Consider the following 13031-nt stretch of genomic DNA (forward strand, 5'->3'; position numbering starts at 1 on the left):
ATAACCATTTCAAGTATTGCTATACTAGTTAAATGTGATATTTTACAGAAAAAGAGAACTAGGTTTACAAAATTAATATACAAGTTAAGAGGGGAAGCAATGAATGAGAGCAAGCATGTGCGGGTGGGGGCGCATTTCTATATCGTTGCAGGGCTGATCTGGCTGAAGCTGCTGCTGCTGAGAGGGTTGTTTTTTGAACGGATTGCCTGGGAATGGATCGCGGCGGATCTGGCTCCTGTGCTGCTGCTAATGGGGATTCTAGCATTTGTGATTCCTGCGAGGATGAAGACTGCGGTCTACTGGAGCTTCAACGGCTTATTGTCGCTGATTCTGTTTGCGTCCAGTGTCTATTTCAATCATTTCGGTTCGGTGCCGACGTATCTGGCTTTCTATGAGCTTCATCAGGTATTTCAGGTGAAAGAGAGTGTAAAATCGACCATCCAGATTATTGATTATCTGTTTTTCGCGGATCTTGTGGTTATGATTGCTTACAGTCTATTCCGCAGATGGAAAAGGGGGCCGGCGCTCCCCCTGCGGCGCCATGTGTCGCCGGCAGCGCGGAGCGTCCAGTGGATCGTCATTCTGACGGCGATTGTCGGCGGCGGCTCGCTGTCCGCTTACTCTATTCATGCAGCACGCGGCATTACGAATGAGCTGGTGCAGGCCGAGAGCGCCGGGTTCCTGAACTATGAGGTGTTCGCGGCTATTAAAGCGCAGGAGGATAATGGCCTCATCGGCACCGGAGACATCAAGGAAACCATCGCCAAGGTGGACACTCTAGAGGCTTCTTATTCTTACAGCAGCAAGCCTGCGGGAACCGTACCGGATTACTTTGGTTCGCAAAAGGGCAAAAATGTAATTGTGGTTCAGATGGAGGCCTTTCAGAACTTTCCGCTGCATCAGTCGCTGGAGGGGCAGGAGCTGACACCGGTGCTGAACCGCTTGGCCGGGGAAGGCTATTATTTCCCGCATGTCTATCAGCAGATCGGCGCGGGCAATACCTCGGATGCCGAGTTTATGAGCAATACCTCCATTTATCCGATTGCCTCGCTCGCGATGTCAACGGGCTTCGGGGACCGGGTGCTGCCGAGCCTGCCGCGTCTGCTGGAAGCCAAAGGGTATGAAGCCTACACCTTTCATGTGAACAAGGTCGGCTTCTGGAACCGCAATGAGCTGTATCCTGCGCTGGGCTTCAGCGGCTATTATGACAAGAATTATTTCCATAATGACCACTTCAATTCCTTCGGCGCCTCCGACGAGCAGCTCTACATCACTGCTGTAGAGAAGCTGACAGAGCTGAAGAAGAAAGGGACTCCCTTCTATGCGCAACTGGTAACGGCGTCAAGCCATCATCCGTTCAAAATCCCGGATGCCTTCAAAAGAATCACACTGCCGGACAAGCTGAAGAATACGATGCTTGGCGATTATCTGACCGCGATCAATTACACGGACTATGCCATTGGCACGCTGATTGAAGGGCTGAAGCAAAGCGGGCTATGGGACAACACCGTGCTGGTGCTGTACGGCGACCACTTCGGCCTTCAGCCGCAGGATGTGCCGCCGGAGCAGGTGCAGGATGCACTTGGAATTCCTTATGATTCGCGGGTCAGCCGCTTCAATATTCCGCTGATTGTGCATGCGCCGGGGATGGCAGCCGGGCAGGTTGTGAACCGGACCGGGGGGCAACTGGATATTCTGCCGACCCTTGCCAATCTGCTGGGTGTGTCGCTGAAGCAGGAAGGGTTCACTGCCTTTGGTCACGATCTGCTGAACATTGACCGCAATGTGGTTGGCATGCGGTATTATTCGCCGACAGGGACCTTTTTTAATGATGAGATTATGTTTGTGCCGGGCAAAGGCTTCACGGACGGTGAAGCAGTGTCGCTGGACACGCTCCAGCCGGTCGCTGATTTCAGCAAATACCAGAGCGACTATGACTATGTGCTGAAGCTGATGAGTTTGTCGGATGAATATGTGAAGCTGCTTCCGCAGCGGTAAGGAGAACTCATGAAACGATTGTTCAAGGCGGAAAATCTCGCTGTGCTCGGCGGCTGCGGGCTGATCATCTATCTGCTGTTTCTGCAGCCGTTTGTCGGCGTTGCCGACAATGGCGATTTCTTGCGGATGATGAATACGGTCGGGCTGAATTACTATGATGCCGCGGAAGGCTATGCCGACCGCTTCTTCAGCTTCAGCCATGCAAGATTCTCTTATGAGAATTTGTTCAAGGGCTTTTATCCGTCCTCGCAAATTTTGCTGGTGCTGGTGCCAAGGCTGCTGGCGGGGCTGGTGCATGGCAGCTATTTCGATATTCGTCTGCTTGCGGCGGTGTATGCCCTGCTGCTGCTTGCGGCAACTTGGCTGATCGTCAAGACGGGCGCGCGCGGCTCCTGGATTGCGGGACTGCTGCTGGGTGCGGCAATGCTGGTCGTATTTTATGACATCGGCTATTTAGCCTACTTCAATTCACTGTTCGGTGAACCGGTGTCGATGGTAGCCATGCTGCTTACCTTTGCGCTGGGGCTGAGACTGGCGTTGCAGGAACGGCCGACCACCAAAGGCTTGACACTGTTCTTCATCGCCGTGCTGTTTCTAATCTGCTCCAAAATTCAGAATGCGCCGGTTGGACTTGCTTTCTCGCTGATCTTCCTGCGGCTGATGACGCTGGACGGCACGGGGAACTGGCGGAAGCTGGCTCTGCGGTTTGCGGTGGCGGTGTCCCTTATCTCCGTCATTATGTACGTCGCTGCTCCCAAAGAGCTGAAGCATATCAATCTCTATCAGACGGTATTCTACGGGATATTGAACGAGTCGCCGGATGTGCAGGGGGATTTGCGTGAGCTGGGGCTTCCGCAGAGGCTGGAGGTGCTGGCGGGGACGAACTATTTTCAGACGGATACAGCCATTAAGCAGGATGATCCGTCGCTCCAGGCGGATTTCTATGACCGGGTATCTCACAAGGACGTGCTTTTCTTCTATATTAAGCATCCTTCGCGCCTTCTGGAGGGCATGAAATATGCCGCCAGTAACAGTATGGACATCCGTCCCTATTATCTGGGGAACTATGAGAAATCGGAAGGCAAGCCCGAAGGGGCGTTATCCTATACCTACAATCTCTGGAGCCAACTGAAAAAAGAGTACTTGCCGCATACGCTCGGCTTCCTCTTAATCTTCTATCTCGTCTATTATGCAGGGGTGCTGCACGAGCATTTCCACAGCCGGAAGCGGAGCGAACGGATTGCCGCAGAGCTGCTGATGCTGCTTGGCCTGATTGGGCTGTTCTCCTTCCTGGTCCCGATTCTCGGGGATGGCCGGGCTGATATCGGGAAGCATTTGTTTCTGTTCAATGTCAGCTTTGATATGATGGCTGTGACGATGTTCGGCTGGCTTGTCCATAAGATCATTAAGGTTGTAAAAATCATTGCTAGATAAAAAAATACGTAAAGACACTTATGCGGAAGCTGGATGGATCCGTGCAAGTGTCTTTTTGTGTTTCCTTCAGTCATCCCCCAGCAGCTCCCGCAGCATCCCCTGGCGGTCATTCATAAAAGCTTTGGTGACGGAGTAGTGTTCCGTGTCTTCCAGCATGGTGGGCCGGATGCCTCCGCCTTCCAGCAGGTAAATGTCAGAACCGGGGTAAGACATCAGAATCGGCGAGTGGGTGGCGATAATGAACTGCGAATGCTGCTCCACCAGCTCGTGCATCCGTACCAGCAGCGACATCTGCCGCAGCGGAGAGAGCGCCGCTTCCGGCTCGTCGAGAATATAAAGGCCTTGTCCGCCAAAGCGGTGGACAAAGGCGGCGAAGAACGATTCCCCGTGTGACTGCTCATGCAGAGATTTGCCCCCGTAGGAATTTTTAATCATGCCTCCGCTCCCCGGCTCCTCATCCAATTGATCAATATAGGATGCCACATTATAGTAGCTCTCCGCGCGCAGAAAGAAGCCGTCCCTCGGACGTTTCACCCCTTTAACAAGCCGCAGATAGTCATGCAGGCTGGAGTGTGAGGAACGGGTATTGAAGGAGAAATTCAGCGTCCCCCCTTCCGGGTTGAACCCCCAGGCTGCAGCAATACCCTCCAGCAGTGTGGATTTCCCCGTCCCGTTCTCACCGACAAGAAAGGTAACCCGGTTCTGAAAAGCAAGCCGTTCAAAGCTGCGGATCACCGGCAGATCAAACGGGTAGCTCTGAAAGGAGGGAACCCGTTCGCGGAGCAGCTCTGCTTGGCGGATATATAACATTGCGTTGTCCATTGCATACATTATCTCACGCTCCTAATCTTCTAATAGACTCATGGGCGGCGGCCGAAAGTCCAAACATTCCCCGCAGTTACGACCAGACCCCAATATGAAAATCTATAGTTCAACTTATTCATAAGTGTAGCTTGCGTGGAAATAATCTGCAAAGGTTCGGGCAAGCCGGGTGAAAGACAGGGGGCATTTGCCAATTTCGGCGGGATACAGACATATGTCCATGAGGCGGATGCTGACTCCGCATATAGTTATATTGTCTTGAGAATATGACGGGGCAGGGTGAAAGCCGTGAAAGCAAAAACGAGAAACATGCGTCCGCGGGATTACCGCGACGGTTACGAGGAAGGATACCGGCTCGGCTTGTGCGAAGCTGTGATGCGCCTGAATCCGCCGGTAGCGGGAGCATGCCGGCCGCTCAAGCTGATGTATATCCCCCAGGGCTTTCAAGCCATTGATACAGGAGTAACAGATGCCTTGCAGCAGCTTGTAAGCGAGCTTCTGATCGGCTCGCCGGAGACCATGCTGGAGATGGCGGCTCATGAGCTGCCGGGAGCCGTGCTTGTAATGAACGGGCTGCACGTGTTCCCCGAGAATCATCTGGAGCAGATTGCAGAAATACGAAAATTGGGTATTCCTACGGCGATCTGGTTTGTAGATGATCCTTATTTTACGAAGGATACTTCGGTTATTTGCCACCATTACGACCATGTATTTACGCATGAACTCGGCTGTGTGGACTTCTACCGGTCGCTGGGAGTGAACTCTGTTCATTACCTTCCGCTGTGTGTCAATCCGCAAATGTTCTATCCGCGCCGCACCGGTCCGCAGTATCAATACGATGTTGTCTTTATCGGCAATGCTTTCCGCAACCGGACAGAGCTGTTTGACGAGCTGGCTCCGTTTCTTCACGGTAAGAAGGTGCTGATTGCCGGAGGCTTCTGGGAACGGCTGACTGCTTTTGAAGAGCTGTCGCCTTATATCAAGGACGGCTTCATCCCTCCGGAGGAAACGGCGAATTATTACAGCGGGGCAAAGCTGGTCATTAACATCCACCGTCCGTGGGAGGGCGGGCAGGACAACCGGAACAGCTATCAGCTCCCCTCCCGCTCCATCAATCCCCGAACCTATGAGATCAGCGCCTGCGGGACGCTGCAGCTAACAGATGTCCGGGACGATCTCGGCAGCCACTATCGTCCGGGCAAGGATTTGGATATTTTTTCTAATCCTGAAGAACTGAAGCTTAAGATTGATTACTACCTGAAGCATGAGAAGGAACGCAGGAAGCTTGCCCTCCAGGGGCTGCATACGACACTTCGCCATCATACGTTTACAGCGCGTCTGCCTCGTTTGCTGGATGTTCTTACTGCACAAGCGTGAAATCCATTAAGGATTAAAGGAGCGAATACTCATGAACAATGATTTTATTATGCCCGCACCGCCCTTTCCACGGACGCCTGCCGAAGAAGAGAAGCTGCGCGGACGGCTGAGCGGTTTTAAGATCGGGTACGATGAAGGCTATCTGCGGGGAAGACTCGCTATTCTGGACGGCCGGCCGGAGGAGCCGATTGCTGTCCGCAACATCCATATTATGTACGTGGCTTCTGGAAAAGGCTACCCTTATTCCCCGCTGGATGATGCGGTTCTGAGCGGGTTGCAGAAGCTGGTCACCCAGGTCACGATCACCGATGTCCGGCAGAATCTGGTAGAGCTTGCGGATGCGCAGCGGCCCGATCTGATGCTGGTGCTGGATGGGATGGATTTGCCGCTGGAGCAGATTGCGACTCTGCGCGCACGGGGTATCAAGACGGCGATTTGGCTGACGGATGATCCTTACTATACGGATTTCACGATGCGGATTGTAGCGCATTACGACTATGTGTTCACACTGGAGCTAAATTGTGTGGAAATCTATCGTGGTCTGGGCTGCAAAGAGGTGCACAATCTGCCGTTTGCCGCCCACAGAGAGCATTACCGCCCAACGACTGGACGTTCACCGGTTAGCCGGGATATCAGCTTCATCGGCTCTGCCTATTGGAACCGGATCAGCTTTTTCCGTGAAATTATGCCTGAGCTGATGAGCTACAACACGATTATCAACGGCATTTGGTGGGACCGTCTGCCTGAGGCCCCGCTCTATGGGGACCGCATTGAAATCGGCAAATGGATGTCGCCGCAGGAAACGGCGCTCACCTATAGCGGCTCCAAAATCGTCATTAACCTCCACCGCTCACACGTTGACGATATAGTCAATAACAATAAGCTGCTCATTCCTGCGGCTTCGCCGAATCCCCGCACCTTTGAGATCGCAGCCAGCGGTTCCCTGCAACTGTGCGATGCCAGGGATGATCTGGGCTCATTTTACAAGATAGGAGAAGAAATCGACACGTTCACAACCCCTCAGGAAATGATGGACAAAATCCGTTATTACCTGACCCATGAGGAAGAACGCCGGGAAATGGTGCTGCGGGCCTTTGAACGGACGCTCAAGGATCACACGTACACCAAACGCCTGAATAAGCTGTTAACTGTCATTTATGGCTGACTGTAACGGAGCGGAGAGCAGGCCGGTGAAAATGTGCGTATATCAGGGGACAGGTGTCGTGCCGGCATCTGTGCCCCCTCAATATACTGGAGCACCGGGCTTCGGCACTTGCCTGCAAGCAGTAAATTGGAGGCTTACGAAGTGAGTTTTACTATGAAGAGAGTTCAGGAAGCGTTGCTCCGTAAAACTAAGCGGATGCTTACGAAGCGAGTTTTACTATGAAGAGAGTTCAAGTAGCGTTGCTCCGTAAAACTAAGTGGATGCTTACGAAGTGAGTTTTACTATGAAGAGAGTTCAGGAAGCGTTGCTCCGTAAAACTTTTAGGAGGTGAATGGCGGCTCCATACCTGCCAGGGAGCGCCGAAACACCATGGCCGACAAAGCGACAATCGTACTCTTTTCCCATGTATCCAATACACGCAGTATAACGGGGGCCGAGAGGCTGCTGCTGCTCTTCAGCCGGGAGCTCTCCCTCTATTTTAATTGTATTCTGGTAGCGCCCCACGAAGGCAAGCTGACACGCCAGGCACGGAATTACGGTCTGAATGTGCAGCTTTTGCCGATCCCTCTGGTCTATGGAGTCTACACACCCTATGCCGGGCTGGAAGCGGATATCCGCAAATTCCAGGAGAGCCGGGAGTACCATGAGCTGAGAAACTGGCTTGCTGCGCTGCATCCGGCTTTTGTCATCACCAGTACTTGTGTTCATGCTTTGCCGGCGCTCGCGGCGAAATCGCTGGGTATTCCGGTAGTGTGGAAAATCTCGGAGACGATAACGGTCAATGATTTCACCTCGGTCAGTGTAGATCTCATACAGAAGAACAGTGATGAAATTCTGGCAATTTCACATACGTCGGTTGGCAGTTTTCCCGAGGATATCCGGCAGACCAAGGTGATTCAGCTTCCGCCGTCCTGGAATGAAACGGAGATCATGTCTGCGGCCTGGAGCAAGCTGCGGGGTGAGCGGCGGCGTGAATTGAAGGTGGCACCGGAGGAGCCGCTAATAGGTTATGTGTCTTCCTTCATTAATAAGGAAAAGGGCTTGGAGCATTTCGTCAAAATGGCCATCGAAGTCTCCGCGCAGCATCCGAATGCCAAATATATGGTTGTCGGCACCCCCGGAGATAAAGGCTACTATGACCGTTGTGTACGTAAGGTGAAGCTGGAAGGGTTGGCCTCCCACTTCAAGTTTGTCGGTTACGAGGAACATCTCTCCGAGGTCTATTGTGCACTGGATGTGCTGGTTGTTCCCAGCCTGATCCGCGAGGGCTTCGGCATGACCGCGCTGGAAGCAATGGTGTTCGGCAAGCCGGTGGTCGCTTATGATTCCGGCGGGCTGCAGGAAATTTTGCAATCTGCCCACTGCGGGGAGCAGCTTGTGGCTGCCGGGGACTTTGGTGGTTTGGCCGAACGCGTGAACAGACTACTGGCTGAGCCCGGGCTGGCGGCAGCGCTGGGCAGTCAGGTGCGGGAACGCGTCGAGGCCGTCTACGGTCCGGCGGCTTACCGCGCCCGCCTGCTGGGGCTTGCGGAGAGGTGGAATCTCCGCTATTGTCTTACGCCGCGGCCGGAAGCCCCCGTCGTGCAGGAGCTGCCCGCAGCGGTAGAGCCGCCCGCAGTGGCAGAGCCGTCCGCAGCAGCAGAGCCGCCCGCAGCAGCAGAGCCGCCCGCAGCGGCAGAGCCGCCGCTGCGGCGTGAGAGCCCCCCGCGCCGTGCAGCCAGGCTGCGCCGGGGCAAGGGCAAGCTCCGGCGCGGCAAGCTGCGGCGCGGCAAATCTCGGGCGCGAGGCCGCTCGCGCCCGGAACGCAAACGGCGCGCCGCGCCAGCCGCGCGCCGGAAGGGCCGCCGCGCGAAGCTTCGCCGCGCGGGGCATCGTGCGCGCCGCCCGGCGGCGAAGCGGCGGCGCAAAGCGGCCTGAGGCCAGCGGGGGAACCGCTGGCCGGATAAGGTGCGGCAGGCGTACCGCCGCACCCGCGCAAGGCGCGCCCAACAACGGCAAAACTGCCGTTGAAATCGCCGCACCCGCGCCCAGCGCGCCCAACAACGGCAAAACTGCCGTTGAAATCGCCGCACCCGCGCCCAGTGCACCCAACAACGGCAAAACTGCCGTTGAAATCGCCGCACCCGCGCCTAGCGCGCCCAACAACGGCAAAATTGCCGTTGAAATCGCCGCACCCGCGCAAGGCGCGCCCAACAACGGCAAAACTGCCGTTGAAATCGCCGCACCCGCGCCTAGTGCGCCTAACAACGGCAAAACTGCCGTTTAAATTCGCCGCACCCGAGCCAAGCGCGCCCGCCCAGCGGCAGGGCTGCAGCTAATCAAAGGGGAGTGAAGCCATGAAGATCATGACGATTTTGGGCACACGGCCCGAAATCATCCGGCTTAGTGTGATTATTCCGCTGCTCGATGAGCACGCGGAGCAGCATGTACTGGTGCATACAGGACAGAATTTCGCAGTCAGTCTCAGCGGGATTTTCTTCGAGGAGATGGGGCTGCGGGCACCGGATTACGTACTGCAGGATAAGCAAGCGGGACTGGGAGGGCAGCTCGCCGCCATGTTCGGCAGCCTGGAGAGCATCCTGCTGAAAGAGCAGCCGGACCGGATTCTGCTGCTCGGGGATACGAACAGCGCGCTCTGCGCCATCCTTGCCGAGCGGATGGGCATTCCGGTAGTGCATATGGAGGCGGGTAACCGCTGCTACGATCTGAAAGTGCCTGAGGAGAAGAACCGCCGTGTCATAGATGCCGTCTCTACCATTAATATGCCTTATACAGAGCAGAGCAAAAAACATCTGCTAAGCGAAGGGTTTCCCAGCCGCCGCATTGTATTAACCGGCAATCCGATCCATGAGGTCATCACACATTACGAACAGCAGATTGGAAGCAGCGATATTCTGGCCCGGCTGAATCTGACGGCAGGCGAATATTTTCTGGTCACTGCCCACCGGGCGGAGAATGTGGATGATCCCGGGTCGCTGCAGCAGATTATGTCAGGCCTGAACCTGGTGGCAGAGCATTTTGGCCTTCGCCTGATTTGCAGCATCCATCCGCGTACCCGCTCGAAGCTTGCCGGGCAAGAGGGGCTGGTAATGAACCCGCTGGTTGAATTTCATGAACCTTTCGGCTTTTTCGATTTTGTCCATTTGGAGCGGTATGCCCGGTGTGCGATCACCGACAGCGGAACGGTTCAGGAGGAATGCTGCCTGATGGGAGTGCCGACTGTAACGATCCGCAGAACCACAGAACGGCCGGAAACCGTTGACTGCGGCAGCAATGTAGTATCCGGAGTGGAGCGTGACAGCATCTTGCGCTGCACCCGTCTTATGACTTCGCTGAGTCCGAAATGGGAGGCGCCGGAGGGTTATTTGACCCCGGATGTCTCAGTTAAAGTAGTCAAATTTCTGCTTGGAGGGAACCTGCATGTTCAATAGTAAAAGGATTTTGGTCACCGGCGGAACGGGTTCCTGGGGACACGAACTCATCCGGCAGCTTTTGCCTCAGAATCCGAAGGAAATTGTGATTTTCTCCCGCAGCGAGTCTGCGCAAGTGGCGATGAGCCGCGAATATGAAGATTCCCGCCTCAGCTTCGTCATTGGTGATATAAGGGACAAGGATGCGCTTATGGCAGCCTGCCGGGGTGTCGATTATATTTTCCATCTGGCGGCGCTCAAGCATGTTCCGGTCTGCGAAGACCAGCCGTATGAAGCGCTTAAGACGAATGTGGTCGGCACCCAGAATGTCATTGAAGCTGCTACTGCTAATCATGTGGAAAAAGCGATTTACATCTCCACCGATAAAGCCGCCAATCCCTCTAACTTCTACGGCATGACTAAGGCGATAGGCGAGAAGCTGTTCGTCTATGCCAACCTGCTTGGCTCGAATACCCAGTTTGTAACTGTGCGCGGCGGCAATGTGCTCGGTACGAACGGCAGCGTGGTCCATCTGTTCATGAAGCAGATCAAGGACAAGGGACAGGTGCGCATTACCGATATGAAAATGACCCGGTTCTTCTTCACCCTGCGCGATGCGATTACCCTGCTGTTCAAAGCTACTGAGGTGAGCATCGGCGGGGAAATATTTGTGATGACCATGCCGACCTGCCGGATTGTGGATCTGGCGGAGGTGCTGATCAAGGCTTCGGGCAAACCGGATGTGAGCATCATCGAAGCGGGTATTCGTCCGGGGGAAAAAATCCATGAAATCCTCATGAGCGATTTCGAGAGCCAGACGACAGTCGTCTACGATGAGCAGTACCTGGTCATTCTGCCTACGCTGGATATGCCTGAGCTGAAAGCCCATTACAGCGTGTATCCGCATGTATCCTTCAGCAGCTTCAGCTCGGAGAACAACCTGATGGACCAGGAGGAAATCACAAATATCCTGATCCGGGGAGGGTTCCTAGAGTGAAGCTGCTTATCCTCGGTGGAAACGGTATGGCGGGTCATATGCTGGCGGATTATTTCCGCCGTCAGGGCAAACATCATGTCTTCTATACAACCCGGGATAAAAGCGATCTTGGCGGGCTGTATGTCGATGCCGATGATATTGCCGGAGTAGAGAAACTGGTCGAAATTGTCTCGCCCCATTGCATTATCAATGCGCTTGGTGTGCTGAACCAATTTGCCGAACGTGACAAAATCAGCGCGTACCACGTCAACGGGTTCCTTCCCCACCGGCTGCGGCGTGCGGCGGACAATGTCCGCGCACGGCTCATCCACATCAGCACCGACTGCGTTTTTGAAGGGACACGCGGCGGTTATACGGAGGACGATAAACCTGACGGAACCTCCGTCTATGCCATAACCAAAAGTCTTGGAGAGGTGCGGGAGCCCGGACATTTGACCATCCGCACCTCCATTATCGGCCCGGAGATCCGCTCCGGCGGCATCGGCCTGATGCAGTGGTTTCTCTCGCAAAAGGGCCGGGTCTCCGGCTATCAGCGGGTCATGTGGAATGGTGTCACCACCCTGGAGCTGGCCAAAGCCGTAGATTCCCTGCTGGATTCGGATGTTTCCGGCCTGATCCATCTGGCTCACCCGGAGCCGCTTAGCAAATATGAGCTGCTCCTGCATATGCAGGCAGCGTTTGGGAAAAAAGATGTAGAGGTCATCCCCGAGGCAACGCCTGTTCAGGACCGCACGCTGGTCAGCACTAGAGCAGACGTACAAGTGCGGCTTCCTTCCTATCCTATTATGCTGGCGGAGCTTGCGGCCTGGATGAGCCAGCCGGGAATGCCCACATGACAGCCCGGAGAGTGCTTATTACCGGCGCTGCCGGATTTACCGGAAGGCATGCCGTAGCTTATTTCAGGGAGGAGGGAGCTGAAGTAACTGCGGTGATCCGCCAGCCGGCAGCGGACTCAGCCCTTTTTCCCGCTGATGTGAAGCAGCACGTATGCGATTTGAGTGACCGGAAGGCGGTCAAATTCATGATTGAAGAGGTTCAGCCGGATGAAGTGCTGCATCTGGCAGGTAAGAACTCGGTGCCGGAATCCTGGCGTGACCCTTTGCTCTATATGGAGACGAATGTCATGGCTACACTATATTTGCTTGATGCGCTGCGCAGCCAGCCGGTCAGCCGTATCCTGGTGGCCGGTTCCGGGCTCAAATTCCGCCCGGGCCTATCAGCAGGGCCGCCTCATCCCTACAGTCTGAGCAAAACCTTGGAGGAACTGGTATCGCTCGCCTGGTGTACGCTGTTCAAGCAGCCTGTACTGCTGGCGGAGCCCTGCAATCTGATTGGGCCTGGCCCATCTACCGGTTTCTGCTCCTTGCTGGCGCAGCATATTGTGCGGAGTGAAGCTGCGGCAGGCGTCACTCCGGCTCCGCCGCCATTCAAGCTTTCCTCACGGCATACCCTGCGGGATTTTCTGGATGTGCGCGATGCGGTGAGAGCATATGATTACATCCTGCGTGCAGGAGAGACCGGAAGGGTGTACCGGATTGATTCGGGAACACAGCGGGGCTTAGGAGAGATCGCGGAGCAACTGCTTGCCCATGCAGCGGTGAAGGTCGGGATGGACTGGGGCCCGAAAGGGGATGAACAGCCTGCAGCCGTTCATCCGGCAGCTACCGTTTCAGACACACAGCAAACATTATCTGCTGCAAATGAAGGATTAGCCGCATCCCGTGAAGACGATGCCAGAACCTTAAGCTGGAGTCCCCAAATCGGTCTTTCCCGCTCGCTTGCGGATATCGTGGACTATTACCGGGCCGGGAGTAAGCAGTAAAGGAGG

The 13031-nt window shown here is 55.0% G+C and carries 10 protein-coding genes; 9 read left to right on the plus strand and 1 reads right to left on the minus strand.

Going from position 1 to position 13031, the window contains the following annotated elements:
* Positions 1–99: 99 nt before the first annotated feature.
* Both B212_RS0102645 and wsfD read left to right on the plus strand, forming a co-directional pair.
* Entirely contained in the window at positions 100–1998 is a 1899-nt protein-coding gene (locus B212_RS0102645; RefSeq protein ID WP_019908780.1) for an LTA synthase family protein, read from the plus strand.
* Positions 1999–2007: 9 nt separating this feature from the next.
* Complete coding sequence (gene wsfD / locus B212_RS0102650) at positions 2008–3432, plus strand: glycan biosynthesis hexose transferase WsfD (RefSeq protein ID WP_028530570.1); 1425 nt, start codon at positions 2008–2010, stop codon at positions 3430–3432.
* Positions 3433–3498: 66 nt separating this feature from the next.
* Here wsfD and B212_RS0102655 read toward each other — a convergent pair whose 3' ends face one another.
* Complete coding sequence (locus B212_RS0102655; RefSeq protein ID WP_019908783.1) at positions 3499–4263, minus strand: AAA family ATPase; 765 nt, start codon at positions 4261–4263, stop codon at positions 3499–3501.
* A gap of 270 nt (positions 4264–4533) precedes the next feature.
* Here B212_RS0102655 and B212_RS0102660 point away from each other — a divergent pair, with 270 nt between their 5' ends.
* The 7 genes from B212_RS0102660 (at position 4534) to B212_RS0102695 (ending at position 13025) form a co-directional block, all read left to right on the plus strand.
* A complete protein-coding gene (locus B212_RS0102660) occupies positions 4534–5631 on the plus strand; it encodes a CgeB family protein (RefSeq protein ID WP_442950094.1) in 1098 nt (365 codons plus the stop codon).
* Between the two features lie 31 nt (positions 5632–5662).
* Positions 5663–6796, plus strand: coding sequence for a glycosyltransferase family protein (locus B212_RS0102665; RefSeq protein ID WP_019908786.1), 1134 nt, complete (start codon positions 5663–5665; stop codon positions 6794–6796).
* 369 nt (positions 6797–7165) lie between these two features.
* On the plus strand, positions 7166–8713 hold the full coding sequence (locus B212_RS30605; protein WP_019908787.1) for a glycosyltransferase family 4 protein: 1548 nt from the start codon (positions 7166–7168) through the stop codon (positions 8711–8713).
* Between the two features lie 419 nt (positions 8714–9132).
* Entirely contained in the window at positions 9133–10227 is a 1095-nt protein-coding gene (gene wecB / locus B212_RS0102680) for a non-hydrolyzing UDP-N-acetylglucosamine 2-epimerase (RefSeq protein ID WP_019908789.1), read from the plus strand.
* On the plus strand, positions 10217–11203 hold the full coding sequence (locus B212_RS0102685) for a polysaccharide biosynthesis protein (RefSeq protein WP_019908791.1): 987 nt from the start codon (positions 10217–10219) through the stop codon (positions 11201–11203). The genes wecB and B212_RS0102685 overlap by 11 nt, the downstream gene beginning before the upstream one ends.
* Positions 11200–12039 (plus strand): dTDP-4-dehydrorhamnose reductase family protein, encoded by an 840-nt coding sequence (locus B212_RS0102690; protein WP_019908793.1) that lies wholly within the window; start codon positions 11200–11202, stop codon positions 12037–12039. The genes B212_RS0102685 and B212_RS0102690 overlap by 4 nt, the downstream gene beginning before the upstream one ends.
* Complete coding sequence (locus B212_RS0102695; protein WP_019908794.1) at positions 12036–13025, plus strand: NAD-dependent epimerase/dehydratase family protein; 990 nt, start codon at positions 12036–12038, stop codon at positions 13023–13025. The genes B212_RS0102690 and B212_RS0102695 overlap by 4 nt, the downstream gene beginning before the upstream one ends.
* Positions 13026–13031: the final 6 nt, after the last annotated feature.

This window comes from Paenibacillus sp. HW567, from assembly GCF_000374185.1.
Classification (GTDB): domain Bacteria; phylum Bacillota; class Bacilli; order Paenibacillales; family Paenibacillaceae; genus Paenibacillus_AQ.

What these genes read in the sequence shown, in the direction of transcription:
- B212_RS0102695 (WP_019908794.1), top strand. Translation starts at nt 12,036, where the DNA reads ATGACAGCCCGGAGAGTGCTTATTACCGGCGCTGCCGGATTTACCGGA.
- B212_RS30605 (WP_019908787.1), top strand. Translation starts at nt 7,166, where the DNA reads ATGGCCGACAAAGCGACAATCGTACTCTTTTCCCATGTATCCAATACA.
- B212_RS0102655 (WP_019908783.1), bottom strand. Translation starts at nt 4,263, where the DNA reads ATGTATGCAATGGACAACGCAATGTTATATATCCGCCAAGCAGAGCTG.
- B212_RS0102645 (WP_019908780.1), top strand. Translation starts at nt 100, where the DNA reads ATGAATGAGAGCAAGCATGTGCGGGTGGGGGCGCATTTCTATATCGTT.
- B212_RS0102685 (WP_019908791.1), top strand. Translation starts at nt 10,217, where the DNA reads ATGTTCAATAGTAAAAGGATTTTGGTCACCGGCGGAACGGGTTCCTGG.
- wsfD (WP_028530570.1), top strand. Translation starts at nt 2,008, where the DNA reads ATGAAACGATTGTTCAAGGCGGAAAATCTCGCTGTGCTCGGCGGCTGC.
- wecB (WP_019908789.1), top strand. Translation starts at nt 9,133, where the DNA reads ATGAAGATCATGACGATTTTGGGCACACGGCCCGAAATCATCCGGCTT.
- B212_RS0102665 (WP_019908786.1), top strand. Translation starts at nt 5,663, where the DNA reads ATGAACAATGATTTTATTATGCCCGCACCGCCCTTTCCACGGACGCCT.